General features: G+C 43.1%; 20 protein-coding genes, 1 pseudogene and 1 riboswitch. Of the genes and pseudogenes, 17 read left to right on the top strand and 4 right to left on the bottom strand.

What is annotated here, in order from left to right; genetic code table 11:
* Nucleotides 1–98: 98 nt before the first annotated feature.
* Together NST25_RS26335 and NST25_RS26330 are read left to right on the top strand one after the other, a co-directional pair.
* Nucleotides 99–887, top strand: a complete 789-nt coding sequence (locus NST25_RS26335; protein ID WP_076130461.1) for an isocitrate lyase/phosphoenolpyruvate mutase family protein — start codon at nucleotides 99–101, stop codon at nucleotides 885–887.
* Between the two features lie 7 nt (nucleotides 888–894).
* Nucleotides 895–1,965 carry a trifunctional transcriptional activator/DNA repair protein Ada/methylated-DNA--[protein]-cysteine S-methyltransferase gene (locus NST25_RS26330; RefSeq protein WP_340392815.1) on the top strand — a complete coding sequence of 357 codons (1,071 nt, stop codon included), beginning with the start codon at nucleotides 895–897 and terminating at the stop codon, nucleotides 1,963–1,965.
* A 37-nt stretch (nucleotides 1,966–2,002) separates the two neighbouring features.
* Here the strand turns inward: NST25_RS26330 and NST25_RS26325 are convergent, their stop codons facing one another.
* Both NST25_RS26325 and NST25_RS26320 read right to left on the bottom strand, forming a co-directional pair.
* Nucleotides 2,003–2,668, bottom strand: a complete 666-nt coding sequence (locus NST25_RS26325; protein WP_076194117.1) for a TetR/AcrR family transcriptional regulator — start codon at nucleotides 2,666–2,668, stop codon at nucleotides 2,003–2,005.
* On the bottom strand, nucleotides 2,661–3,863 hold the full coding sequence (locus NST25_RS26320) for an MFS transporter (protein ID WP_340392813.1): 1,203 nt from the start codon (nucleotides 3,861–3,863) through the stop codon (nucleotides 2,661–2,663). Before NST25_RS26320 ends, NST25_RS26325 begins: the two co-directional genes overlap by 8 nt.
* A gap of 261 nt (nucleotides 3,864–4,124) precedes the next feature.
* Between NST25_RS26320 and NST25_RS26315 the strand changes: the two genes are divergently transcribed.
* The 11 genes from NST25_RS26315 (at nucleotide 4,125) to NST25_RS26265 (ending at nucleotide 18,736) form a co-directional block, all read left to right on the top strand.
* On the top strand, nucleotides 4,125–5,663 hold the full coding sequence (locus NST25_RS26315) for a response regulator (RefSeq protein ID WP_076194119.1): 1,539 nt from the start codon (nucleotides 4,125–4,127) through the stop codon (nucleotides 5,661–5,663).
* Nucleotides 5,664–5,682: 19 nt separating this feature from the next.
* Nucleotides 5,683–7,485: a sensor histidine kinase gene (locus NST25_RS26310; protein ID WP_076184836.1), complete on the top strand. Its 1,803-nt coding sequence runs from the start codon at nucleotides 5,683–5,685 to the stop codon at nucleotides 7,483–7,485.
* 17 nt (nucleotides 7,486–7,502) lie between these two features.
* Nucleotides 7,503–9,038 (top strand): response regulator, encoded by a 1,536-nt coding sequence (locus tag NST25_RS26305; protein ID WP_340392811.1) that lies wholly within the window; start codon nucleotides 7,503–7,505, stop codon nucleotides 9,036–9,038.
* A gap of 115 nt (nucleotides 9,039–9,153) precedes the next feature.
* Nucleotides 9,154–10,860, top strand: coding sequence for a sugar ABC transporter substrate-binding protein (locus NST25_RS26300; protein WP_076184796.1), 1,707 nt, complete (start codon nucleotides 9,154–9,156; stop codon nucleotides 10,858–10,860).
* Nucleotides 10,861–10,947: 87 nt separating this feature from the next.
* Nucleotides 10,948–11,916 (top strand): ABC transporter permease subunit, encoded by a 969-nt coding sequence (locus NST25_RS26295; protein WP_076130468.1) that lies wholly within the window; start codon nucleotides 10,948–10,950, stop codon nucleotides 11,914–11,916.
* Nucleotides 11,917–11,975: 59 nt separating this feature from the next.
* Nucleotides 11,976–12,878 (top strand): carbohydrate ABC transporter permease, encoded by a 903-nt coding sequence (locus NST25_RS26290; protein WP_139329891.1) that lies wholly within the window; start codon nucleotides 11,976–11,978, stop codon nucleotides 12,876–12,878.
* Nucleotides 12,879–12,925: 47 nt separating this feature from the next.
* Nucleotides 12,926–14,458: a glycoside hydrolase family 43 protein gene (locus NST25_RS26285; RefSeq protein ID WP_340392810.1), complete on the top strand. Its 1,533-nt coding sequence runs from the start codon at nucleotides 12,926–12,928 to the stop codon at nucleotides 14,456–14,458.
* A gap of 44 nt (nucleotides 14,459–14,502) precedes the next feature.
* A complete protein-coding gene (locus tag NST25_RS26280; RefSeq protein WP_340392809.1) occupies nucleotides 14,503–15,522 on the top strand; it encodes an endo-1,4-beta-xylanase in 1,020 nt (339 codons plus the stop codon).
* Between the two features lie 82 nt (nucleotides 15,523–15,604).
* Nucleotides 15,605–17,659, top strand: a complete 2,055-nt coding sequence (locus NST25_RS26275; RefSeq protein ID WP_340392808.1) for an alpha-glucuronidase family glycosyl hydrolase — start codon at nucleotides 15,605–15,607, stop codon at nucleotides 17,657–17,659.
* A gap of 18 nt (nucleotides 17,660–17,677) precedes the next feature.
* Nucleotides 17,678–18,478, top strand: a complete 801-nt coding sequence (locus NST25_RS26270; protein WP_076280140.1) for a Nif3-like dinuclear metal center hexameric protein — start codon at nucleotides 17,678–17,680, stop codon at nucleotides 18,476–18,478.
* Between the two features lie 84 nt (nucleotides 18,479–18,562).
* Entirely contained in the window at nucleotides 18,563–18,736 is a 174-nt protein-coding gene (locus tag NST25_RS26265) for a hypothetical protein (RefSeq protein ID WP_169744809.1), read from the top strand.
* Nucleotides 18,737–18,813: 77 nt separating this feature from the next.
* Here the strand turns inward: NST25_RS26265 and NST25_RS26260 are convergent.
* Nucleotides 18,814–18,909: pseudogene (locus NST25_RS26260) on the bottom strand (glyoxalase); the annotation flags it as partial.
* Between the two features lie 261 nt (nucleotides 18,910–19,170).
* A riboswitch (cyclic di-AMP (ydaO/yuaA leader) is annotated at nucleotides 19,171–19,357 on the top strand.
* A gap of 105 nt (nucleotides 19,358–19,462) precedes the next feature.
* On the opposite strand from NST25_RS26260, the gene NST25_RS26255 reads away from it, so the two are divergent.
* The 4 genes from NST25_RS26255 to NST25_RS26240 all read left to right on the top strand — a co-directional run bounded on the left by NST25_RS26255 (nucleotide 19,463) and on the right by NST25_RS26240 (nucleotide 24,139).
* Nucleotides 19,463–20,272 carry an alpha/beta hydrolase gene (locus tag NST25_RS26255; protein WP_076130474.1) on the top strand — a complete coding sequence of 270 codons (810 nt, stop codon included), beginning with the start codon at nucleotides 19,463–19,465 and terminating at the stop codon, nucleotides 20,270–20,272.
* A gap of 561 nt (nucleotides 20,273–20,833) precedes the next feature.
* Complete coding sequence (gene selD, locus NST25_RS26250) at nucleotides 20,834–21,895, top strand: selenide, water dikinase SelD (protein WP_076184790.1); 1,062 nt, start codon at nucleotides 20,834–20,836, stop codon at nucleotides 21,893–21,895.
* 58 nt (nucleotides 21,896–21,953) lie between these two features.
* Nucleotides 21,954–22,991, top strand: a complete 1,038-nt coding sequence (gene mnmH / locus NST25_RS26245; protein ID WP_340392805.1) for a tRNA 2-selenouridine(34) synthase MnmH — start codon at nucleotides 21,954–21,956, stop codon at nucleotides 22,989–22,991.
* Between the two features lie 35 nt (nucleotides 22,992–23,026).
* Nucleotides 23,027–24,139 (top strand): cysteine desulfurase family protein, encoded by a 1,113-nt coding sequence (locus NST25_RS26240; RefSeq protein WP_076221014.1) that lies wholly within the window; start codon nucleotides 23,027–23,029, stop codon nucleotides 24,137–24,139.
* A gap of 453 nt (nucleotides 24,140–24,592) precedes the next feature.
* Here NST25_RS26240 and NST25_RS26235 read toward each other — a convergent pair whose 3' ends face one another.
* Nucleotides 24,593–26,425, bottom strand: coding sequence for an exosporium glycoprotein BclB-related protein (locus NST25_RS26235; protein WP_340392803.1), 1,833 nt, complete (start codon nucleotides 26,423–26,425; stop codon nucleotides 24,593–24,595).
* Nucleotides 26,426–26,558: the final 133 nt, after the last annotated feature.

Below are 26,558 nucleotides of genomic sequence, written 5' to 3'. Positions count from 1 at the left end.
TTTTGTGGAAAAAAAGATTGGTGTTAATTTTTCTGGTATCGATAATGGATGTCTATTATATAGTGGTTCTATTCTTAACTAAATGGAGATGACCACTTATGAACACTAAAAACTATGACTATTTTAAAACGCTGCATGATCAAAAAAATCCACTGATCCTGTACAACTGCTGGGATGTAGCCTCGGCTAAAGCAATAGAGCAAGCTGGATCAAAGGCGCTAGCAACCAGCAGCTATTCCATGGCGGAAGCGTGGGGATATTCGGACGGTGAACAGCTTACATTTGAGCTTATGCTTTGGATGATATCAAAGATTGCCGAACGAGTAGCAGTTCCATTGACCGTAGACATCGAAGGTGGATATGCTATAGATGAGGATATTTTAGCGCATAACATGGAGCAGTTATTTCAATTAGATATCTGTGGTATCAATTTTGAAGATCAGATCGTAAATCATCCTAACAATGAACTATGGGAGACCAGCGAACAAAGCCGGAGGATCAAAACCATACAACAAGTAGCCTCCAAACTGCAAAAGCGCGTGTTTATTAACGCTAGAACGGATATCTTTTTCAAGGCTAAGGAACATTCGATGGATCTAGTGAATCAAGCTATAGAACGTACCTATGCTTATGCTGACGCTGGAGCGGATGGGATTTTTATACCGGGGCTCGCTGATCCAAGCTTGATTGAACAATTTGTTGAAAAATCGCCACTGCCTGTGAATATTATGGTTATGGACGGTATGCTTTCAAATCATGAATTGCAAAATATTGGCGTGAAACGGATTAGCTATGGACCGCGTAGTTTCTTTCAGGCACAACATAACCTCCAAGAAAATGCCCGGCAAACGCTTGATGCCTCAGGACTTTATTTAGAAATGAGCTAACCACACTATGATAACTAATGAGCAGGATATCGATAAATATTATAAGATGCTGGTCGAGAAAAATTCGAATTATGAGGGCGTATTTTTTGTAGGAGTGAAAACAACGGGCATCATGTGTAGGCCAACTTGTCCCGCTAAAAAGCCATTAAAAGAAAATTGTGAGTTTTTTGCTACAGCCAAGGAAGCCTTATTAGCTTCATATAGACCTTGTAAAAGGTGTCAGCCGCTATCCAATCCAACAAAAATGTCTCCTGAAGTAAAGCTGCTAGTAGAAGCTATTGAGAGCAATCCGGAACGAAAATGGACAGATAAAGATTTTGATGAGCTGTCTATTAGTGCAAACACGGCACGCCGCCAATTTAAGAAACAATTTGGAATGACCTTTATCGAATATGCACGTTCTAGACGTTTAGGACTGGCATTCAAACATATTAGGAATGGGGATTCAATCATTAACGCACAACTGGAAAGCGGGTACGATTCGAGCAATGGATTTAGGGATGCTTTTTCACGAACGATGGGGACTGTCCCGAATCATTCCAAGCAGATTAAAGTGCTGTACTGTACTTGGATAGAAACGATATTGGGTTCTATGCTGGCCATCTCCGATGAAGAGAGTCTTTTACTGCTGGAATTTGTGGATCGCAAGGGACTTGAAAATGAAATCAAGAGATTACGCACTCGCTTAAATTCAACTATATTACCTGAAAAGGTAGCCGTCCTTCACCAAATTGAGGAGGAATTGAAGCTGTATTTCACCGGTGAACTTACGGAATTTACAACGCCGGTTCGTTATCTGGGCTCAGACTTTCAGCAAAAGGTGTGGAATGAACTCCGGAAAATACCTCTGGGACAGACAGCTTCTTATAAGGAGCTTGCAGAGAAAATCAACAATCCTTCTGCTTGCCGCGCTGTAGCAAGGGCGAATGGCACCAATCAACTCTCAATCTTGGTTCCATGTCATCGAGTGATAAATAGCAATGGTGAATTGGGGGGCTATGGAGGCGGGCTTGCCAGAAAAGAATGGTTAATCAAACATGAGTCTAACCGCTCCTTAAAGGAGAATAATTTCATTTAACTACTTCTCTCTATTACGGAGAAAGTGATGGGTCCCCTTACTTCAAGGCAGGAGATTCATCACTTTCTGTACTTAAATATTGAACTAACATGTCCACAAATCGGTTAGCAATTTGAATATCCTGAAGTTCGTTGTTGAAATCGTCTTTGGAAATCAGGCTCATTTTCTGCAATAAACCCATCATAGACGTGAAGATGAAATGAGCAGTGGATAAGGGTTCTGTATCAAATTTTAATGATCCATCTTTAACTCCGGCCTCCAGAGCATCCATTAAGAAATGTCGTTCTTTACCCCGCATCACAAAATTTCTGTAATTTTCTTTGAGTTCTTTACTGTAATCATAGGCTTCAAAATGCAAATCGAATAGAAGAATGAATTTGATGTAACCTGGGTGTTGCCGGGCATAATCAATCCAAGCATTAAGCATCGAAGCAAGCATTTGCTTACCATTCATTTCAATTGAAGAAGGTGCGCTTCTAACAAATTGCGTCATGCTCTCCAGGATTTCCATCTGGACCTCAAAAATCAGTTCGTTCATGGACTGGAAATGCTTATAAAAGGTAACCCGGCTTACACCAGCCACGTCGCAGACATCCTTAATATTAACTTTGAGAAAGCTTTGCTTCATAAAAAGATCCTTCGCCGCAGCAATCAATTCTTCCCGGTTTCTGTTTTTTAAATTCTGGTGCCAGTTCTCAGTCATGGGTTACACTCCTTTTTTGTTCTTTTTTTGGTTTTTGTAAGGTGATGAAAAAGGCAGATGCCAGGATAATTGCCCCAAAAATATAGGGAATATCCATGTGTTTGTCAAACATCAATCCCGCTAAAATGGGTCCAAGTATGTTTCCAATGCTGGTATACGTTGTATTTAATCCGGCAGCATATCCTTGCCGATCACCAGCTGAGTTGGCAATCAATGTACTTACTGTGGGTCGTAAAAAAGCATTAAAAGCAAAAAATAAACCGGATACAACTAATAAATAACCTAAATTGATTTTGAATATCATCAACAATAAGGTTATAGCGGTCATCACCAATGATATACGTATAAGCTTTATCTCGCCAAGTCTCTTAATCAGATGATCAAGCAGCCAGATCTGCACAATAATGCCTATAATAGCACCAACCGTAATAATGATTGAGATTTTCGTTGCATCAAAACCGTATTTTTGTTCCACAAAAAGGGCGTACACCGTTTCATAATTCATCAGACCAAATGTCATGATCAGAATGAGCAGAAGATAGCGGAAATAGGACGTCCGGAATGAATTTACGATTTGATTACGAATGGATTCGCGAGGGGCCTGTTTGTTAACAGATTTCCGTTTTTCCTTTGGGAGTGTCTCTGGCATATAAAAACAAAGTATCGTAGCGATAAGCCCAAGTCCACCCGCAAAAAAATAAGGCATGCGTATGCCAAACCCAGCGATAATGCCGCCTAACCCTGGACCAAGCACCATACCCAAATTCATGGAAGCCCCCAAGTACCCCATACCTTTAGCGCGGGTTTCATGGGTAGTGATATCAGCGACGTAGGCCATATTGGAAGGAACCATGATTCCGATACCTATACCCCCAATAAATCTAGCGACATAGAGTAGGGGCAATGTCGTAGAGACAGCAAATATCAGATCTGAAAGTACCGTTAAAAACATTCCGGAAATGATCATTGATTTTCTTCCCCATTTATCCGAAAGCTGTCCCCCTATAGGTGAAAAAATAAACTGTGCTGCTCCAAAAGCTGCAATAAGATATCCGGCAGCAGCCCCTGACGCATTAAACAGCTTCAGATACTCAGGTAGAATGGGAATAACCATACCTTGCCCCAATAAAGCGATAAATAGATTCAACATCAGAATGAAAAGTGGAAATCTAGCAGTCTTAGATAAGCTGCTCATATCTTAGCCCTCCCATATGGTTTACACTATGTAATTCTTTACTCGATGTAAACCATGATAATGGAATGATGGGCCCTTGTAAAGGTGTATCTGAAATTTAGGATACGTCGTTTTTTGTACGTTTTTTCAAGTAAAAAAAGTACTGTTTTAAACAAAAGAAGGAAAATTTATGAATTCACATCATTATCCAAGTATGATAGCATGATCTATATATTTTGGTGTAAAGCGCGGGCTTAACTTAATAAGATTGGAGCGAACATCATGCTTAAGGTTCTGATCGTGGACGATGAACCCTGGGTTCTTGAGGGGCTAAGGACGATGATCGACTGGGAAAAATTCGGTTATGAAGTTTGTGGTGAAGCTCAAAACGGCACGGATGCGATGAGGCTTATCCAGGAGAATAAACCGGAACTGGTTCTTACGGATATTAATATGCCTGTAATTAACGGACTTGAGCTTATTACAAAGTTGAATGAGGTCATGGAGAAACCTCCTAAATTTGTGATTCTGTCTGGATATGATGACTTCAAGTATGCACGTACGGCATTGCGCCAGCGGGTAAATGAATATTTATTAAAACCCATTGATGATGAAGAAATAGAGGCTTTATTAAGCAGGATCACTCCAATAATCCAAAATGAAATCGCTTCCAATGAGGAGTTTGATAAAAAGCAATTTTTTATCGTAAATAATATCATCAACCGCCTGATCCAAGGGGAGTATAACGAAAATTTAGAGCTTCTAACCCGAAACACCTTGAAGCTTCAAGCGGATGCAGAGTTAATGTGTATTCTTATCGAACCGGCCTCCTCTATGAATCCATTCCAACCGCAGATAAGTGATTATTTTTCCGAGGAACACTTCTGCTTCTTTCAAGACGGATCGGGAAGAGCGGGGATCATTCTTCAGTCTGCTTCTATCGGCAATGAGAGCCTGGAGACTATCGTCAACCAGATGCATTCAGATCTCACTGAACAATCACAGGAGCTGGTCTTTTTAGCACTTAGCAGCAGAATGGTCGGGGTGAGCTCGATTCGAGAGATTTATAGGCAGGCACTTGAGGTATGGAAACGAAAAACGCATCAGCAGAAAAGAGGGGTCTTTTATTATAGTGAGCTTAGGAACCTGAAAAAGGAAGAACCTCATGAGGACCATTTCAGACAGCTGCTGCATAAGGTCCAAACGAATGATACGGAACAGATCCAGCCTTGTGTAAAAGAAGCGTTCACTGCTTTCGTTGAGAATCTGTTGACCCTTGAAGTTGTAAAAGCAAAAGTGGCCCATTTAGAGCTTACGATCTGTAGAATTATAGCTCAAATGAATGGAGACCCGGATACGATTATGATTAAGCTTCAGCAAGAATACGGAAATCTAGGTGAGCTTAGTGATTATTTTATATTAAGCCGTTATGTACAAAGTCTGTGTGAACGGGCTGCCGTCTATCTGTCTGAACTAGAGCAGCAGAATGAACAAAATACGATTTACAAGGTTATTCAGTATGTGGATCGGGAATTTCGGAATAAATTAAAGCTTCAGGATTTGGCACAACAATTTCATATTAATTCTACCTATTTGGGACAACTGTTCAGAAAGCAAACGGGTCAGGGTTTTAGTGAATACCTAAATGCCAAACGGATTGAAGAGGCAAAAAGTCTGCTGAAGCGAACACAGTTAAAGATATCGGATATAGCGGTGCAGGTGGGATTCTCTAACACTGATTATTTTATAGATAAGTTTAAGCTGCTTGTAGGGGTAGTACCATCCGTGTATAAAAATGAGAATAAGAACCAACAGCTCTAGGGGAAGCAAGGTGTTTCATATGGAGAGAAAAAAATTCAGATTTAGAAAAGTAGTGAATGATATTCCCTTGAATTATAAATTTTCCCTTATTTATATCATAGGTGTTCTTCTCCCTATCATTATTATTAACCTTGTTTTTTTGGATCGGATTTCCGATCTGATCAAATCGAGAGAGCAGCAGAATCTAGAGATATCCTTAGAAAGAGCCCGAAAGGATATTCATGACTTCATTGAAGGTGGGGTAGCTGTCAGCTATACGCTTTCTGCTGATAAGAACCTGTATGAATTGCTTGAGCGGACGTATGGGAACTCTATTGAATTCTATGACACTTTTGATGAACAGCTAAGAGGCCGCATGAATAGCTATATGCCGGTGAACAATCAGATTGAACGGATTACTGTATTCACGAACAATGATTCCATTGTTTCTGGCAGCAACTATCAGGTCATCAATGAAAAGGTTATGAATAGTGAATGGTATAAGCAGTCGAAGGCTGCGAATAAACATCTGTTTCTTGCCGCTTATCATATGAGTGACATCTCTAGTGTGATTTCTACAGCGCCTTATTTGAGTGTTATTGAGCGAATGGACGCTTACAGCTCATACAATAAATTTGAAAAGCTGCTTAGAATTGATTTGGATCTCAGTAAAATATATGACGTGATTATCAGAGAAAAAGATTACTTGAGTCTTTATCTGGTTAACGAGCAGGACGAGATTATTATGTCTGCCCAAAGCGGGTATCAAAGAGGCACCACGGAACCTTATCCCGTGTTCAAGCTGCAGGATGATGAGCGCAAGGAGGATGTGCATATTGTACCCGTCGGCGGAGCTAGTTATATAAAAGGCTGGCGGATAATAGGAATTACACAAGGTGAGCGTATTGCCCAAGCGATAATGGAGATTCGGATTTATGCAGGGATTCTGGCGTCTATTGTCACGCTAATCACAACCGCTTTTTTATATGTGATGTTAAGATCCTATAATTATCGGGTGAAACGGTTGTCCAGACATATGCAGAAAGTATCCAATGAGAAATTTGAGCTGATTCGGATTGATGAAGGTCAGGATGAGATCGGGGGCTTGATCCGTAATTTTAACAGGATGACCACTACCATTAATTCCTTGATCAATGATGTATATAAACTGGAGATTCAAAAAAATAATCTGGAGATGGAAAGAGTAAGAGCTGAACTGAATTTCCTGCAAAGCCAGATGAATCCGCATTTTCTGTTTAATACGTTAAATGCCATTTTGGTGGTCTGTACTAAAAATAATTACTCGGATGTTACGGATATCATTAAGAGTTTATCGAAATTACTTAGACGGCTGCTGAGCTGGAAAGAGGATCTCGTTACCTTGGAAGAAGAAATGACTTTCATCGAGATGTATTTGAAAATTGAAAAATTCCGGTTCAGGGATAAATTCGACTATCAATTTGAGATCGATGAGCAGTCGCTTCAATATAAGATTCCCAAGCTAAGCATGCAGCCGCTCGTTGAGAATTCCTGCAAACATGGTCTACAGGCCATAGAGGGACTAGGTGTGATAAAAGTGAAGACGTTAGTGGAGGAGGGACGATTAAAAGTTACCGTCTCTGATAACGGTAAAGGGATAGAGCCAGAGAAGCTGCAAGAATTATTAGGTAATGTTCAAAATGAAGCGTCATCAGGAACGAACATCGGAATCCGCAATGTGTACCGCCGATTAGAATTGTACTATGAAGATCAGGTCCGTTTTGATATCAGCAGCGTTCCGGATGAAGGGACCATTGTCACTTTTGACATTCCACTAAAACTCCTGGAACGGAAGAATAGCTAGAAAGTGAGGGACCTCCTATGAAATACAAAGTATTATTGATCGATGATGAGCCTAGTGCGCTTGAAGCGATGCAACTGTGGATTGATTGGCAGGAGCTTGGCTTTGAGGTATGTGGGACCTCCAGCAATGGCAAAGAGGGACTGGAGTTAATGAAACAGCTAGAGCCAGATCTTGTAATTACGGATGTTAATATGCCGCTAATGAATGGGCTGGAGATGGTCGCAGCTTGGCAACAAGCTGAGATTAAGGAGATCAAATTTGCCATACTAAGTGGTTATAGTGAGTTTGAATATGCCAAGACAGCTATACATTATGGAATTAATCATTATCTGATGAAGCCAGTGTTTCCCGAAGAGGCGGCAGAAGAATTGCTGGAGATATATCAGGAGCTGGAGCAGGAAGCTCAGAAGCGCAGTTTAAATCAAATAGCCTCCGCGGAGGAGGCTGTTTCTCTCCTGAAAGGAATGCTGCATGAGAAAGCTGAGCAGTCGAATCAGGAGGTACTTAACCGACTATCGAAAGGTAAAAGCCATTGGAATATTTGTTTGATACAGACAGAGCCGGTTTTATATACGGAGATCAGAGAGCAAGCCTCAGCCCTCCTAACCGATAAAGATTCTATGTTTCTGATGGATCTGGAGAGTCATTGTTTTGGAATCGTATATGGATACAATTCATTGTCCACTGAGGGAGCTGTGATCGATCAGATTGCAACTCCTTTGCTGAATGAACACCCCAAACAAGCTTTATATATTGCAACAGGTGCTGGTGTAGGCTCCTTGCTTCAGATCGGGAACAGTTTCCGAATGGCGAAAGAAGCATTAATGTATTATTTTTATTTTTCTGAAAATGTAGAGATCCTGACTTATCAGGAGATTAAGGATAGTCCCTTTAGTTATCATTATGATCAAATTCAACTGATGGATGACTTGATAAGACCGATTAACACCCTGGACTCCGCAGGCTTTAGCCAAGCTGTGAACTCGGCAGCCCGCAGTTTCCGGGAACAGCGCATCGCTCCAGAGGTTGTGAAGAAAATTGTTATTCATATGATGTATAAGATTATTGAGTTTACCTCGGAAGCCAGTGAAGTTCATGAGTCCTCCTTATCTAATCAAATTAGAATCCCCGCGATGTTAGACTCAATGATCACCTTGACGGACTTAATGCGTAATTTGCTATTCTGCGGCGAGGCCAGTATCGATATCCTTCTTAAGGAACAAAACCTAAAATCACAGGGGATTGTTCAGGAGATTAACAATTATATTGAAGAGCATTTTCGCGAATGTCTTACCATTAAGAGACTATCAGAGGTTTTTTTCCTGCACCCGGTATATCTGGGTCAATTATTGATCAAGAAGAACGGTATTAATTTCAATGAACAGCTGCATAACCTCCGAATAAAAGAGGCAGTACATTTACTTCAACAAAATAAATTAAAAAATAGTGAAATCGCTGAAAAAGTGGGCTATGGCAATTATAGTCAGTTCCTCAAGCAATTTGAAAAAAAGCTGCATATGAGCCCTAACGAATTTAAAAACACTAATACCTAAACTTTTTGGGGGTACATCTTTAATTCTGGCGTATTTTCAGAAGATTATCACCTCTATAATTTAACTTGTAAGGGCTTACAACATTGTTACACCAACAAATATATGGAGGTGCTTTATGGGGGGCAAGTTAATATCCAAATGGAAACTTAGTCTGATTGCTGTGTTATCCCTAAGCTTTACCTTAGCAGGGTGCGGAGGAAATAACAGCAACAATACGACGGCTAAAGGGGAAGACAAACCAGCAGAAACAGCCACTTCAACTGCTGCAGGAACAGATTCTGAGAAGATTGAACCTTTTGAAATTAGTATCTTTCTTGGAGAAGCAGGCCAGCAACCAACACCAGATAATAAAATTTATAAAATGATTAAAGAAAAAACAGGCGCATCCTTCAATTTCGAATTCTTAGCTGGGGATCTTAACCAGAAGTTAGGCGTAATGATTGCCGGTCAGGATTATCCGGATTTGATGACTGCCAATACTAAGCTGACAGGAGCGGAAGCTTTTATCCCGCTTGAAGATTTGATTGAACAATATGCTCCAAATTTGAAAGCGCATTACGCAGATTACTGGAACATGATGAAAGACCCGAATGATGGACATATTTATACGCTTCCGAATTATGGTGCGTATAACGGTAAAGTGAATACAACCTATTATGCAGGTCCTGCTTTCTGGATTCAGAAGGACATCCTGAAAGATGCTGGTTACCCACAGGTGAAGACCTTGGACGAGTATTTTGACCTCATTGTGAAATATAAAGAAAAAAATCCAACCATCGATGGAACGCCAACCATCGGATTCGAAATTCTTAACAACGACTGGAGAAACTGGGGGTTGTTTAACGCTCCTCAGCATCTGATCGGACACCCTAATGATGGCGGGGTAGTAGTTAATGATAACGTTGCAGAAATCTTCGCAGATAAAGACTATGCTAAGCAGTACTATCAAAAGCTTAATGAAATGAACCAATTGGGCGTTATCGACCAAGAAACATTTGTGCAAAACTACGATCAATATTTGGCGAAACTGTCTAGTGGAGCCGTTCTGGGAATGTTTGATCAGCACTGGAACTTTGGTTCAGCAGAAGATTCACTCCGGACACAAGGTAAAGATGAAAGAACTTATGTAGGACTTCCACTTGTGTTTGATACCAGCACTAAAGATTATTATCTGGATCGCCCAGCGCTGAACTTGAATAATGGCTTCGGGATCAGTATCAATGCCAAAAACCCTGAAAGAATTATTAAACTAATGGATACATTGATTCAAGAAGATTGGCAAAAAATCTTCACTTGGGGTATTGAAGGTGAAGATTATCAAGTGGAAAATGGCCGTTTTATAAGAAATGAAGAACAACGGAAGAACGCAGTTGATGCTACATGGAAGCTCAGCAACAAAGCAGATGCTTGGTATGCTACAGCTCCGAAATTGCAAGGATTCTTTGAGGATGGAAACTCAACAGATGCTGCGGCTCAACCAGAAGAATACCGGGCTGCACTCAAGCCGTATGACAAGGAAATCCTTGATGCTTATGGCTACAACAGTTATGTGGATTTCTTCAGCGAGCCTGAGCCGAACCCCGTAGCTTATCCAGCTTGGTCCATAGATCTTGTTGAAGGCTCAGATGCCAAAATTGCCGAAACGAAGCTGAATGAATTGCGAACCAAATACCTGCCAAAAGCAATCTTGGCCAGTCCATCAGAATTCGATAAGGTTTGGAATGACTTTGTTGGAGAAATTGGTAAAGCGAATGTCAAAGCCTATGAAGACAAAATCAATGAACAGCTTAAATGGAGATTTGATACTTGGAGTGTTAAATAGTTAGAGCTTGCTTAAAAATCAGAAAGTGGTGGCTTATTAGGCCAACCACTTTCTGAAATATATGGATGATGTGGGGAGAAAACATATATGGATGAGATATTAACGGGGAAAAAAGTTAACCGGCATCCTAAAAGAAAAAAGAAGCAACCGATTACTATGACCTTGATTAAGAATCAGAAACAGCTGATTTGGATGTCGGTTCCATTAATGCTTTATATTATACTATTTGCTTATGTTCCCATCTGGGGATGGACGATGGCTTTCCAAGATTATAAACCAGCTAGAGCATTTAGTGAACAAACATGGGTGGGTTTAAAACACTTCAAGTTTCTTTTTACGGACGATAGCTTTTTGAGAGTACTGCGCAATACGTTGGCCATGGGCCTAATTAATCTAGTTCTAGGATTTGTGACTGCGATAATACTGGCATTGCTGCTTAATGAGATCAAAAATGTATTTTGGAAAAGAACCGTTCAGACCATATCCTACTTGCCTCACTTCCTCTCTTGGATTATTGTAACAGGCATTGTAGCTACTTCTCTTTCGGTTAATGACGGGATTATCAACATCGTGCTCATGAAATTGCATCTCATTGATTCACCGATCCTTTGGTTGAGTGAAGGGAAGTATTTCTGGGGTATTGTAGGTGCTTCACACGTCTGGAAAGAAGTCGGATGGAGTACTATCATCTACTTGGCGGCTATCGCCTCTATTGATCCGGCTTTATATGAAGCTGCTGAGATTGATGGAGCGAACCGGTATAAGAAAATGCGTCATGTAACTTTGCCGGGCATGAAAGCAACCATTGTAATCCTGTTAATAATGTCCGTAGGACATGTACTGGAAGCTGGATTTGAGGTTCAGTACTTGTTAGGAAACGGGCTTGTCGTAGATTGGTCGGAAACGATTGATATATTTGTATTGAAATATGGTATAGCGCAAGGGAATTATTCCTTAGCTACCGCGGGTGGTATTTTCAAAACAGTCGTAAGTGTAACGTTGCTGCTATTAGCTAACTGGACTGCGAAGCGGCTAGGGGAAGAGAGGCTGTTATAATCATGGAAAAAACTCAATTGATTCCTCAAAAATCTCCAAAAAGTAATGCTGGAAACCGGATGAAAAATCTGAGGTTCGAACCCGTAGTGTTCAGCACCTTCAATACTATATTTATGGTTTGTCTAGTTATTGTTACCTTGTATCCATTCCTGAATACTATAGCAGTCTCCTTTAATGCGGGGAATGATACCATCCGCGGCGGCATTTATTTATGGCCTAGAGAGTGGACCATACAGAACTACAAAGCGGTTTTTGCCTCAGGTACAATTTATAATGCTTTTTGGATTTCGGTAGCACGAACAGTGATATCTACGATCCTGAATCTATTTTTAACCACGATGCTTGCGTATACGTTAAGCCGGAAAGAATATGTTTTCCGCAAACATATTACCTTTATATTCGTCCTTACCATGTATTTTAGTGCGGGTCTGATTCCAAACTATTTCCTTATGAAGGATCTTCATTTGCTCAATTCGTTCTGGGTATATGTAATCCCGTCCATGGTAAGTGCATTTAATATGATCGTTATCCGTACTTATATTGGTACCTTACATGAAAGTCTTATGGAATCTGCAAGAATCGACGGTGCCGGGGAATTCAAGATCTTCATGAAAGTAGTCTTCCCTTTGTGTAAACCTGTTCTTGCTACCATCGCCCTTTTTGTTGCAGTAGGTGCGTGGAACCAATGGTTTGATGCGTTTATCTACACCTCTTCCCGCCAGAACTTGAGTACATTGCAATATGAATTAATGAAGCTGCTATCCTCTACTATGAACTCGAACAGTAACCCTAGTGTAAATAACGGGACAGGGATGACTCAGGAGTCGGTACATGCCATGGTTACACCAATCTCCATACGGGCAGCCGTTACGATCGTTGCTTCGGTTCCAATTTTGCTAGTTTATCCATTCATGCAGAAATATTTTGTGGTCGGTCTAAATGTAGGAAGCGTGAAGGAATAAGGAGCTTGCAATCACTATTAAGTAATAGGAAGGTTGTCTGTTAAATTATGACCCCATCTTCAATCACATACACGAATCCGATACTTCCAGGCTTCTATCCTGATCCAAGTATCACTCGGGCAGGGGATGACTACTATTTAGTTTGCAGCTCCTTTGAGTATTTCCCTGGCGTACCTATTTTTCATAGTCAGGATTTGATTCACTGGACACAAATAGGTCATGTGCTCAATCGTGTAAGTCAGCTGGATACTCGTAAAAGCAAGAGCTCTGGAGGGATATTTGCCCCAACGATCCGCTATCATGAAGGAACGTTTTACATGATAACGACCGAAGTACACGGGAAAGGGAATTTCTATGTTACGGCTACGGACCCTGCGGGTCCGTGGTCAGATCCGATTAGTATTCCTTATGGAGGAATTGATCCTTCTCTAATGTTTGATGAGGATGGAAAAGTATATGTAACCACCCAGCAGGGGGCAGATTATGACTCCCATGCCATCCAATATGAGATAGATATCGCTACGGGAGCAGCATTAACAGAACCAGTTGTCATCTGGACTGGGGATGGCGGACCTTGGACGGAAGGCCCTCATTTGTACAAAATAAATGGAATGTACTATATCATGACGGCTTCAGGAGGAACGGCTAAGGAACATCGGGAGATCATTGGCCGCAGCTCCTCTCCTTATGGACCGTTTGAACGATTGCCGCATCCGATATTGACGCACAGCGGTACTGACAATCCCATTCAGTATTTAGGGCATGCCGATTTGATTGAGGATCGTAACGGGGATTGGTGGGCCGTATTCCTTGGAGTAAGACTAGTAGATACAAAATTCACTGTGCTTGGAAGAGAGACTTTCCTTGCTCCCGTAAGCTGGACTGAAGACGGATGGCCGATGATCGATAATAATGAAGACACAGTTGGACTGGAAATGAAGGTTTCACGTGTACCTGGTCAATCGCCAAAACCTAAGACTAGTGGAAGACATGATTTTGATGATCAAGTATTGCCGCTGGGATTAGCCTTTCTGCGGAATCCGGCTGAGGGAAGCTGGTCCTTAAACGAAAGACAGGGATGGTTATCTCTTCGAGGACAATCTGCAGGTCTCAGTGAAGTAGGCCAAGTGGCTTTTGTAGGCAGAAGACAGCAGCATACTTCGGCAGAATGGAGCACGCTGCTTGAAATGCCTTCATCTATTGCTGATGTGGAAGCTGGACTTTGCGCCAGATTAGATGAGAATGCTCATTATGAAATTGGACTTGTTCAAAAAAACGGGCAAACAGTGATTACAGCTCATGTGACTATGGATGGAGTAACCCATACAGTGGCAGAGGTTCCAACTACTGCCGAGCGAATTTATTTGAAAGTTAAGGCTGAGCTTACCGAATACAGCTTCCTTTATTCTTTGGATGGGCAGGAGTGGAATAAGCTATCAACAGCAGCAGCGTATCCATTATCTCCTCAAGCCGTAAAAGGAAATGGATTTACGGGTGTTCTTATCGGATTATATGCAACAGGTCATGGCAAGGTGGCTGAGGTGCCTGCCTACTTCGATTGGTTCGATTATCAGTCTTAATTATTCGAATACTGATATAAATGCTTTTGTCAGGAGGGAACTTGTTGAGACAAGCTAGTGATTACACAGAACCTGCACTAAAAACAATATTTGCTGAGGATTTCAAAATTGGTGCAGCCGTTAACCTGATGACGATAAAATCACAGGAGCACTTGCTCGCCTATCATTTCAATAGCATTACCGCTGAGAATGAGATGAAGTTTGAAAGTCTGCATCCGCTTGAAGACATTTATAACTTTAAACTAGCAGATCAGTTGGTTGCGTTCGCCCGAAAACATCATATGGCTATGCGTGGGCATACTTTAGTCTGGCATAACCAGACTACGGACTGGTTGTTTGAGGATAAGAAGGGCGGGTGTGTAAGCAAAGAGACATTGCTTGCACGGCTCAAATCACATATTCAGACCGTGGTTGGGCGTTACAAGGAAGATATCTATGCTTGGGATGTTGTAAATGAAGTTATTGCAGATGAAGGAGAAGAACTTCTTCGCCAGTCAAAGTGGCTGGATATTGTCGGACCGGAGTTTATCGGCAAAGCGTTTGAATTCGCTCATGAAGCCGATCCTAAGGCTTTATTATTCTACAACGACTATAACGAGTCTAATCCTCTTAAGCGTGACAAAATCTATAAAATGGTGAAGTCGCTGCTGGAACAAGGAGTGCCGATCCATGGCGTCGGATTGCAAGCCCACTGGAATCTATACGATCCGAGCTTAGACGATATACGTGCTGCTATTGAGAAGTATGCATCTTTAGGGCTTCAGCTCCAATTGACAGAGCTGGATGTGTCCATGTTCCGTTTCGATGACAAACGAATGGATTTAAAGGTCGCACCTGCCGAACTGCTCGAGCTGCAGGCAGAGCGCTATGAAGCGATGTTTGCTCTGTTGAAAGAATACCGCGACGTGATTAGCTCAGTCACTTTCTGGGGAGCAGCGGATGACTATACATGGCTGGACGGCTTCCCTGTTCGGGGACGGAAAAATTGGCCATTTCTATTCGATGAGCAGCATAATCCTAAGCGAGCGTATCACCAATTGCTTAACGCTGTCACCAAATCATAGAGCGGGTAACCTGCTCAAGCTTGCGAATCATGAACCCGTCCTTTTCAATCCAGGGCGGGTTATTTATACGGGAGGAATAAACATGACAAATATCGCTTATGAGGCTTGGCTCAATTATGGTCAGCTGAAATCAGGATCTCTATACAATCAATATATAGATTGGTGTGTTGAGTTGGTAGTAACGGAGGACAACGAGACGATTCAGGCGGCAGCCGCGGAATTCATACAGGGGATGACCTCTATGCTGGGCAAAGCGCCACTGCTCACAGCGAAACCTGAAGGACCGTGTATCGTTATAGGAACCTTCCAAGGGGGGAATCCATTAATTAGTAGAGTATTCGCAGGAGAACGAACCGATTCACTGGGTCCTGAAGGTTTCCTTATACGTACAAATGCTACTGAGCAATGTATCGCTGTCGGTGCTTCAACGCCTGTTGGAATATTGTATGGCGTATTCCATCTGTTACGGCTGATAGGAACAGAAAGCGAGATAGACGCTCTGAATTTGTCTATGAATCCGGTGAACGGCCTGCGAATGATTAATCACTGGGATAATTTTGATGGCAGTATTGAACGTGGCTATGCTGGACGGTCCTTTTTTTACGAGTCCAATCAATTTCTTAACGATACAAAGCGGCTGCGTGATTATGCCAGATTGATGTCCTCTGTGGGGATCAACGCGATTTCGATTAACAATGTGAATGTTCATGAGCTTGAATCTCTATTTATAACGGAGCAATATTTGCCTGATATCGCGTTAATTGCAGGAATATTCCGCGTATACGGAATTAAGCTATTCCTCAGTGCTAACTTCGCCAGCCCGATACAGATCGGAGCATTGGAGACAGCTGATCCACTGGACCCAGCGGTGCGGCAATGGTGGAAAGATAAGGCTGGTGAGGTTTATCGAGTGATCCCTGATTTTGGCGGGTTTGTGGTCAAAGCGGATTCAGAAAATCGACCTGGACCATTCACTTACGGGCGTGACCATGCCGATGGCGCTAATATGCTGGGAGAAGCACTGGAGCCGTTTGGCGGAATCGTGATTTGGCGTTGTTTCGTATATAACTGCAAGCAGGATTGGCGTGACCGTAAGACAGATCGGGCCAGAGCAGCGTATGATCATTTCAAACCATTGGATGGCCGATTTAATGATAATGTAGTGCTGCAAATCAAGAACGGACCGATGGATTTTCAAGTTAGAGAACCGGTATCTCCGCTGTTTGGCGCACTGGAACATACCAATCATCTGATGGAGTTTCAGATTGCTCAAGAATATACAGGGCAGCAGCGGCATCTCTGTTATCTCGTTCCACAGTGGAAAGAAGTCCTTGATTTCAATACTTATGCCAAAGGGCAAACTACGCTTGTGAAACATATTGTGGACGGATCGGTGTGGGGAAATAAGTATAATGGTGTGGCTGCTGTAACTAATGTCGGGGATGACATGAACTGGACGGGGCATGGGTTAGCTCAAGCCAATCTGTATGGATATGGGAGATTAATTTGGAATCCGGAGCTGACGGCAAAAGAAATAGCTGAGGAATGGATTCGCCTTACCTTTGGCACTGATAAAGGTCTAGTGGTTGCTATTCGCGGGATGTTAATGGACTCATGGAGGATTTACGAATCTTACACAGCTCCATTAGGTGTGGGCTGGATGGTTAATCCGGATCATCATTATGGGCCGAATGTGGATGGATATGAATACGCCAAGTGGGGAACGTACCATTATGCGGATCATAAGGGCATTGGTGTGGATCGTTCAGTCAAATCGGGAACGGGGTATAGCGGACAGTATATGGGTCTTAATGCATCAAATTATGAGAATCTAGCGTCTTGTCCAGAAGAGCTGCTGCTGTTCTTCCATCATGTTCCATACACGCATGTTCTGCAATCGGGGCAAACGGTTATACAACATATCTACGATACTCATTTCGAAGGGGCAGAGCAGGCTGCACAGCTTCTAGCAACATGGGAATCACTTGAAGGCAGCATGGATAGTGGATTGTATGTGCAAGTGAAGCAACGTCTTGAAGAGCAAGCAGAGCATGCGCAGGAATGGAGAGATCGGATCAATACGTATTTTTACCGTAAGAGCGGAATTGAGGATCTTAAAGGCAGAAAGATTTATTAGATTTTGAACCGAGGGATGATGATAGTGAGCCTCACGATTAGAGCGATTTTGAAAGATTTAATGGGAACTGTGGAACAGATAGAAGGGACTGTGGATATTCTGAACCCAGGGGAACCGGAAACTGAAGTCACAGGGATTATTACGGCCTTCTCTGCCACACAAAATATTGTGGAGCAAGCAATAGCGTTAGGAGCCAATTTGCTGATCACGCATGAAGGTGTATTTTATAGCCATCATGCAGCGAGCGAGTGGTTAGAAGGTGATCCGGTTTATCATGCGAAAAAAAGTCTGATCGAACATTCCCCAATAGCTATTTTTCGTTATCATGATTATTGGCATCGGCAAGAGCCGGATGGGATTATGATGGGTTTGCTGCGAGAGCTGGATTGGTCAGACTATGTGGAAGAGCAGCAAGCGGCTGCTACGATTCTCACTATTCCTGCTATGACTGTAATGGAAGCTGCTCAGTATATTAAAAGTAAGCTAGGCATCTCTTATGTACGCGCTGCTGGTGACCTGTCTCTGTCCTGCAAACGCGTAGGGATATTAATAGGTTACAGGGGAGGCGGGATGATGGCTATTCCGCTTTTTAATGATCACAATCTTGATTTAATTATCGCTGGAGAGGGACCAGAGTGGGAGACTCCGGAATATGTGCGGGATGCAGGGCACCAAGGCAGATCTAAAGCGCTCATCATGTTAGGTCATGCGGAGAGTGAAGCACCGGGGATGAAATATTTAGCTGAAATCTTAGCAGACAAATATCCCATGCTTCCTACCCGGTTCATTGCTGAACAACCCATCTATCAGATGGTTTAATCTGGGGAAATTAAGAGTGCGGAATAAATAAACATATTATGGAGAAAATGAAGGGAAACAGGTCACTGAGAAAGGAGTGTTTCAATGGAAATTCCTTTGGAGGCTGATGAAGTATTAAGTCGGATCAAAAAGCTGCAAAGCGACGGAAGCTCAATCAGTAAAAAACAAGTAAAGCAAAGCGACCCAGAGCTTATGAGAAGTGCGCTGTTCTTTTTTCCAAGCTGGGAGCATGCATTGAAAAACGCCGATCTTTTGTAGCCATAGTATTGTAAAAGGAAGCTAAGTGGACAGGGGGAGATCTCTGATTCTGCTTAGCTTTTTTCTTTTTTATGAAATCATTCGTGCTGTTCATGTGAAATAATATTAACAAGCTTGCCAAACGGATCGGGGACATAGAAACGACGAACACCCCAAGGTACAGAAACTGGCCCAATAGTGGTATTGAAGATTGTCGTTTCTTATTAAATAGGAAAGTACTGGTGAAGCACCCCCTTTTTCGCTTGCTTCAGAGCTGTTTTTCTAAAGAAAACGAGTAAACAAGAGCAAAAGAAAGAGAAAATGAAGAGTATGCTTAATATGAAATGAAAAGCATTGCTTTCAACATTATTTTGACCAGAGCCCTCCTTTACAAGAAAACCTTACAAGAGTATGATTCATCTCAGAACTGAGAATTATCTTAAATTTACAATTACATAAGCAATCCGCTTAATTTCCGTTTCTGGAAAGCGGGGGAACCAACAACTGGCAGCCGATGTGAGAGTCGGCACTGGTTATGGGGTGAATCCTGTTCCGGGTGCATAATATGCATCCCTGCAGGTAGGGCAACTCTCACTGCCCGAATCCGACAGCTAACCTCGTAAGCGTATGGAGAGAGGATGAATGGCGTGTTTAGTGATGAATAGCCACAGAGAATCCCTCTGTGGTTTTTTGCTGCGTTTTTAAGCAGATATAGTCGTAGAATTTATTATGAAAGAGGTGTTACCTTTGCCTATCGCTAAACTGAACGGAACTTCGCTCTATTATGAAATCAATGGAACTGGCACTCCGGTTGTGTTTATCCATGGACATGGATTAACACACAGTATGTTCAAACCACAGCTGGAGTATTTTTCCGATAAATATAAAGTGATTTTGTGCGATTTACGGGGGAATGGCAAGTCTGGTAAACTGCTGGAGGCCCCACATGAGATTATTGAGACGCAATGTCTGGATCTGATTATGCTGTTGAATGACCTAGGTATCCGTGAAGCAGTTTTTGTAGGAATCGCCTATGGTGGCTTAGTCGTTCAGCATATTGCCAAACAATATCCTGAGCGTGTAAAAGCAATTGTGGTCGCGGATAGCTTTTGTAGGACTCACGGATCAACAATAGTAGGGAAAATACAAACTATGGCAGCATATTGCAGTTTACTAATGTATTATCTCCCAAGCGAGCTGGTGTTGCCTTCGATTCGGATGATGTACCGAGAGCGCTGGAGTCTGGCCTACAATGAGATTAGAAGAGGACTGCTGGACAAACGCCCCCGGGAGTTATATCGGCAAAGGCTGGCTACGAGCCATGTTGATTACACCAGATGTTTAAAGGCTTTTAAACGTCCCGCTTTGTGTATTGTAGGGGACTTTAATGAATTTGGAGTGAATTGTATGAAGGAAATGGTGTCTCAGCTGCCGCAGGCGCAGTTGGCGATTATTCCGAACGCATTAGATCCAAGTAATCTGTGCCAACCGGAGCAATTCAATGCGATTCTTCAACGTTTCTTAGAGAAGCAGCAGGGCAGTCAGCAGATTAGCTGATCTATAGGGAGACCTTCACAAGCGAGCGTTTAAGTGAGAAAATAGGCGTCCCATAGCCAGGGCGGAATGAGCTGGCTATGGGTCGTCTTTCTGGGAAGAACTTTAGGGGAATTCTCCCTAAAATGAAGGAGATTATGGCTCCTAGAACGTAGATTAGGGAAATCCTCCCTAATAATAGGATGTTTTTAGCCATAAATGGGTATTTGCATGAATTTTTAGGGAGGAATTCCCTAAAAACCTCATTTTAAAGCGATTATCGATGAACATTAGGGAGGATTTCCCTAATATAATGGACATCCAATTAAAGGCTGGCTTATCCGTAGTGAAATCTACGAATGAGCCAGCCTTTGGTTATTTTACTAACGCTACTTAATGTCCCTACCCTACCACAGCACCAAATATAGCTCACCAGACGTGGGAAAGAACAGTAGGCCCTAAGTAGTGATGGTAAGTGTATAGAAGGAGGCGTAGTAAGCAACGCATCTGCTACTCTTGCATTTTGTACAATGCGATCTACTCGTGTAAGATTAAGATAATTCATACTAAAGGAGCTGAGTCATGATGTCTCAAGCTGAAACTATAAAACTGACTTCATTATCTTCAAAAGGGGGCTGCGGCTGCAAAATCGGTCCCGCCGATCTCATGCAGGTTATTCGTAGTCTGCCACCAACTGTTCCTAACCCGGATCTACTTGTAGGTCTTGATACTAGTGATGATGCAGGGGTGTATCGTTTAAGTGATGAATTAGCGTTAGTGCAAACTGTTGATTTTTTCACGCCGATCGTGGATGATCCCTATTCATTTGGTCAAATTGCAGCAGCCAATGCATTAAGCGATATTTATGCGATGGGTGGAAAGCCGCTTACGGTGCTTAATATTGTGGCCTTTCCTATTTCTGTTTTAGATAAAAGCATTCTCGGTGACATTTTGCGCGGTGCAGCGGATAAAGTACAGGAAGCAGGAGCTACTCTTGTGGGCGGACATTCCATCGACGATAAAGAGCCCAAATTCGGATTGGCCGTTACGGGCCTTGTGCATCCTGACAAAGTAAGAACGAATGCGGGCGCCAAGGTGGGAGACAAGCTGATTCTAACGAAGCCTATCGGTGTGGGGATCTTAACAACTTCCATTAAAAAGGATCAGCTATCTCCTGAAGAAACCACACGCCTTACGACAGTAATGTCTACTTTGAATAAAAAAGCGGCTGAAATCATGGAGCCTTATGATGTACATGCTTGTACAGATGTTACCGGATTTGGGCTACTGGGACATGCCTCGGAAATGGCTAAAGGGAGCGGCACGGGCCTGATCATTCGTCAAGGCGATGTACCGATGCTGCCAAGAGTAAGAGAGCTTGCGGAGCAGGGATTTGTTCCAGGAGGCACTAAGAATAACTTTGCCCATCTGGAAGGCAGCATTCTTTATCCGGAGGAGATGGACCAACTAAGCCGCTATATTCTATGTGACGCTGTGACTTCTGGCGGACTGCTGATCTCTGTGGCCCCTGAACAAAGCGAAGATTTGCTAAAAGAGTTAGTAGATGCAGGGGTAGAAGCGGCATTGATCGGAGAGGTAACGGAAGAGCATCCGGGTCAGATTACAGTTATAGCTGCTGTGGAATAACTGTTGTATATCAGCTTAGAGCAAATTATGAAGGTTAGCCACCAGAGGAGAGAGCATATTGTTTCAGGACATTACACTGGAAGAACTTAGAGTGTTAAAAAACAAGAAGCAGATCACCATTATTGATGTTAGATCTCCTTCTGAATATAAAGATGCAACGCTGCCGGATAGTTTGAATATTCCTTTTTTTGATGATCAGGAACGGGCTGAAGTAGGGACGTTGTATAAACAGACAAGTGTGCAGGCCGCGAAAGAACGTGGTTTGGAGATTGCTGCGGCAAAACTGCCTTCTTTTGTCAAAGAATTTGCAGCGATTCAAGGAGACAAAGCTGTATTCTGCTGGAGGGGAGGTATGCGCAGCCGTACAACTGCGACCGTACTCTCTTTAATGGATATTCATGCTTACCGGCTGATAGGCGGCTATAAGGCTTATCGTAAATGGGTGCTCGACGAATTGGAGTCCTATGAATGTAAGGCGAAGTCTTATGTGATTCACGGAAATACAGGCACAGGTAAAACCAATCTGTTACACCGCCTGAAAGCGCAAGGCTACCCCGTTCTGGATTTGGAAGGGATGGCAGGTCATCGTGGTTCTATTTTTGGTGAGATTGGCCTTCGTGCGAACAATCAAAAAACGTTCGATAGTCTTCTTTTAGAGGAGTTAATTAAGATCGGGGATTCTCCTTATGTACTATTTGAAGCGGAGAGCAAAAAGATTGGTAAGGTAGTAATGCCCCCATTTATGGCCGAGCAAAAAGAGAGCGGAACGCAGATCTGGATTGAGATGCCTTTGCATGCCAGAGTGGAGCAAATCCTTGAGGATTATCGGCCAGAAGAATACAAGGAGCAATGTATTTCTGCATTTCGGAGTATTAAATCCCGAATTCATATCCCTATTGCGGCAGAAATCGAGCGATGCTTGCAGGCAGATTTGTTCGGCGAAGCTGTGGCGCTGCTGTTAGAGTATTACTACGACCCTAGATACGATTATACGTCCACTCAGTATGAAGGCATTGAGAGAGTTACTTTTAAAGTGAATAATCTGGATGAAGCTGAGACTGCTGTGCGTTCTTTTTTTAAACATCAAGAAGTATAAGTTTCGCGTTATGGTTAAAGGGGGCTTTACTTAATATGATCTATTTAGATTACAACGCTACAACACCAGTAGATAAGGAAGTAGCAGAGGTTATGATCCCTTATCTTTACGGTCATTTTGGGAATCCTTCAAGCAGTCATTCTTTGGGGCGGGAAGCTAAACTCGGAATAGAGCAGGCAAGAACACAGGTGGCTGATTTCCTGAATTGTGCGCCGGGTGAGGTGCTTTTTACCAGTGGGGGTAGTGAGTCTAATAATACTGTCATTAAAGGAGTAGCCCAAACGTATCGCCATAAAGGTAATCACATTATCCTGTCTGCTATTGAGCATCCAGCGGTAATTAAACCTTGTCAGTACCTGGAGCAGATGGGATACAACCTGACTTATGTACCTGTTGACTCGTATGGAATGGTGCAGGTTGACGATGTGAAAAAGCAGCTCACGGACCAAACCATTCTGGTCTCCATCATGCACTCTAATAACGAAACGGGTACGATCCAGCCGATCAAGGAAATAGCTGAGGTCTGCCACCAACGGGGCATTCTTATTCATACAGATGCTTCACAATCTGCGGGAAAAGTAGACCTCGATGTAGCGGACTTGGGAGTGGATTTTCTAACGCTTGCAGGCCATAAATTATATGCGCCCAAAGGCATTGGAGCATTGTACATTCGGGACGGCATTCACATTGAGCCTTTGATACACGGTGCGGGCCATGAACAGGGGCGAAGAGCGGGGACAGAAAATACACCCTACATTATTGGCTTAGGAAAAGCCTGTGAGCTTGCTGCTGACTCTGATTCTAGAAAAAGAGTTAAGCAAGTTACGGAGTATTTCTATGGAAGACTGCAGGAGTCTTTTGGCGAAAAAATTCATTTGAATGGTCATAAACACAAGCGCTTGCCTAACACCCTTAACGTTAGTTTTCTTGGAGCAGTGGGTCATGAAATTATCGATTCCCTGGAAGCTGTGGCGGCTTCAACTGGCTCAGCGTGCCATTCCGGTGAAACGTTGATTTCGCCTGTTTTAAAGGCTATGCATGTGTCGGAGAATATTGGACGGGGAGCGGTTCGTTTTAGTGTGGGACGATATACGACTACAGCGGAAATCGATGAGGTCATCGATAAGCTGAAGGTGTATTTGTTATAAGCTGAAATCGTATTAGTTGTGAGGTTCGTTTTTGCAAACAGTGGCAAAGTGTGAATTCTAGTGAACGGACTATGATTCTCAGTGAACGGATTATGGCTCCCAGTGAATGGATTATGGCTCCCAGTGAATGGACTATGATTCTCAGTGAACGGATTATGATTCTCAGTGAACGGAGTAGCTATCGGACTCAGGCGCTCTTATTTGCAATATTTTCCTATTTTTGAGTTGCTATAGGACTCCATAGGCGTTATTAGTACAAAATAGACACTACTCAGTATCATTTCTGCCCAATAGTGCCTCTCAGGTCCGATAATCTCTCTAAACAGTGATAAATTAACGAATAGCGGCATCTGAGTCCGAAAGATCAAGCGTTGAATACGCATATTACAAAAAAAGCATCTGCCACCTCCTTCAAAAGGAATCGCAGATGCTTTTTTAACTTTTTTTTAGTGATTATACAATCGTAAAGCCAGCACTTGCATAACCAGTGACTGTATTTACAAGGGTAAGACCTGTAGCGGTGGCTGAGAATACCATAAGCAAACGTGTCTGTGGTGTTACAGTAAAATTGATACCATTCGTAATTCCGCTGACAAAAGTTCCAAGATTAATAGTACCGGTGATAGGTGGAAGTGGGACTGTTGCGCCTGGAATAGGAGTAAATGTGTTATTTGGTGTGGCAGATTGGTACAATTGCGCTGTTACATTTATCGTAGTACCAAGCAGCGATAAAGCTATGGTATTACTGAAGTAAGCGGCAATGGAAGTTATTACTCCTGCTCGAGGAGTTGAGAATGCAAAATTGATAAGCGGTCCAAGGAGAGTACCTGTCAAATCAATATTACCGCCAACAAGCGAAATGCCTGTGGCTGAACTTCCGAAGCCTACAAGGCTTGTTGTTCCAACCAAACCACCTAAAACCGTGGTCATAATAATAGGTCCTCCGGATGCCAGCGGAATAATTGCACCGTTACCGGTTGCACCAGTGACTCCGGTAATGCCAGTAGCTCCGATCGCGCCTGGATCACCCGTGGCACCCGTTACACCGGTAGCTCCGGCAACGCCGACCGCCCCCGGATCACCCGTCACCCCTGTGGCACCCGTAGCTCCGGCAACGCCGACCGCCCCCGGATCACCCGTCGCGCCCGTTGCCCCCGTAGCTCCGGCAACGCCGACCGCGCCCGGGTCGCCCGTCGCGCCCGTTGTACCAGCAGGGCCCGCCAAGCCGGCAGCACCCGTCGAGCCCGTCGCTCCAGTTGCTCCTACGCCTGGACCCGCTGGTCCTTGCGCACCTGTTGGTCCTTGAATCCCTTGCACACCCTGTGGTCCTTGAGGTCCCATCGCACCACCAGCGATTAACAAGTAATCTGGTGAACTGCCAGGTATTCCAGTAGGTCCAGAAACAGTAGCAATATAGGTGCTGCCATTGAAGGTTACTACTTGACCTGCTGGATAAGTAGGACTTTGTGCAGGATTAAAGATTACAATTCCTTGCAGCCCTACCCCTTGCGGACCCTGAGGTCCTTGAAGTCCAGGCGTTCCTTGAGGGCCTTGAGGGCCTTGTGGTCCTTGCGGTCCTTGGGGGCCTGTGGAGCCACCAGCAATTAATAAATAGTCTGGTGAACTTCCAGGTGTTCCCGTTGGTCCAGCAACAATAGCAATATAGGTACTGCCATTAAAGGTTACTACTTGACCTGCTGGATAAGTAGGGCTTAGTGCAGGATTAAAAGCAACAATTCCTTGCAGCCCTACCCCTGTGGTTCCCTTTGCGCCCGGAACCCCTTGCGCTCCTTGCGGACCCTGGGGACCCTGTGGCCCTTGAGGTCCAGTCACACCTTTAATCGGTAATCCAATTGCTTGTGTAATAGAAGCTTGAATATGTCTGATCTGAATAATCAGCTGATCTTTACAATTAGAGTCAATCTTCGTGGCGAGAATAAAAGATAATAACTCAGTTAACAACAGTTGAAGATTAGTGCCCACGCTTACGACAGAGAAGGGACTGACTTCGGTCGATACAATGGTTATCTCTACTACAGAAAGTAGCTCAGTTCTAAAAGGGCTGCATAACTTAGAGGTATGCAAGAATTCCAATAGTTCTCTTAACACTCTTTGGAGATTGGCAATATGAAGTGTTGTGGGATTCGTAAGTACGGGGGGCACCACTGCAGAGAGATCAGTGACTATTTTTAATAGTGCGTTACACTCCCTCTTTCTAATAGGACTGCTGATCCTTCCATGCTTGTTTAGGATAGCATCGCCTTTAAATGGTCTGTAATCAGGCATATTTCTATATCTCCTCCTTGAACTTCTCCTGTTCATTCCTTTAAAAAATGGGAACCTGCCCAATCAGCATATTCTGAGAAGCGGAAGTGGTTACAAAAATTGCCCTAAAAGCCGTTATTCCTGAAAGTCGTTA

Source organism: Paenibacillus sp. FSL E2-0190 (assembly GCF_037992965.1).
In the GTDB taxonomy this organism is placed as follows: domain Bacteria; phylum Bacillota; class Bacilli; order Paenibacillales; family Paenibacillaceae; genus Paenibacillus_AQ; species Paenibacillus_AQ odorifer.
The sequence above is the reverse complement of the archived record's forward strand: the minus strand, read 5'-3'. Positions and strand labels throughout refer to the sequence as shown.

Coding starts and splice junctions, on each gene's coding strand:
- NST25_RS26240 (WP_076221014.1), top strand. CDS start 23,027: ATGATCTATTTAGATTACAACGCTACAACACCAGTAGATAAGGAAGTA.
- NST25_RS26265 (WP_169744809.1), top strand. CDS start 18,563: ATGGAAATTCCTTTGGAGGCTGATGAAGTATTAAGTCGGATCAAAAAG.
- NST25_RS26300 (WP_076184796.1), top strand. CDS start 9,154: ATGGGGGGCAAGTTAATATCCAAATGGAAACTTAGTCTGATTGCTGTG.
- NST25_RS26270 (WP_076280140.1), top strand. CDS start 17,678: ATGATAGTGAGCCTCACGATTAGAGCGATTTTGAAAGATTTAATGGGA.
- NST25_RS26295 (WP_076130468.1), top strand. CDS start 10,948: ATGGATGAGATATTAACGGGGAAAAAAGTTAACCGGCATCCTAAAAGA.
- selD (WP_076184790.1), top strand. CDS start 20,834: ATGTCTCAAGCTGAAACTATAAAACTGACTTCATTATCTTCAAAAGGG.
- NST25_RS26330 (WP_340392815.1), top strand. CDS start 895: ATGATAACTAATGAGCAGGATATCGATAAATATTATAAGATGCTGGTC.
- NST25_RS26235 (WP_340392803.1), bottom strand. CDS start 26,425: ATGCCTGATTACAGACCATTTAAAGGCGATGCTATCCTAAACAAGCAT.
- NST25_RS26290 (WP_139329891.1), top strand. CDS start 11,976: ATGAAAAATCTGAGGTTCGAACCCGTAGTGTTCAGCACCTTCAATACT.
- NST25_RS26325 (WP_076194117.1), bottom strand. CDS start 2,668: ATGACTGAGAACTGGCACCAGAATTTAAAAAACAGAAACCGGGAAGAA.
- NST25_RS26315 (WP_076194119.1), top strand. CDS start 4,125: ATGCTTAAGGTTCTGATCGTGGACGATGAACCCTGGGTTCTTGAGGGG.
- NST25_RS26285 (WP_340392810.1), top strand. CDS start 12,926: ATGACCCCATCTTCAATCACATACACGAATCCGATACTTCCAGGCTTC.
- NST25_RS26310 (WP_076184836.1), top strand. CDS start 5,683: ATGGAGAGAAAAAAATTCAGATTTAGAAAAGTAGTGAATGATATTCCC.
- NST25_RS26335 (WP_076130461.1), top strand. CDS start 99: ATGAACACTAAAAACTATGACTATTTTAAAACGCTGCATGATCAAAAA.
- NST25_RS26320 (WP_340392813.1), bottom strand. CDS start 3,863: ATGAGCAGCTTATCTAAGACTGCTAGATTTCCACTTTTCATTCTGATG.
- NST25_RS26305 (WP_340392811.1), top strand. CDS start 7,503: ATGAAATACAAAGTATTATTGATCGATGATGAGCCTAGTGCGCTTGAA.
- NST25_RS26275 (WP_340392808.1), top strand. CDS start 15,605: ATGACAAATATCGCTTATGAGGCTTGGCTCAATTATGGTCAGCTGAAA.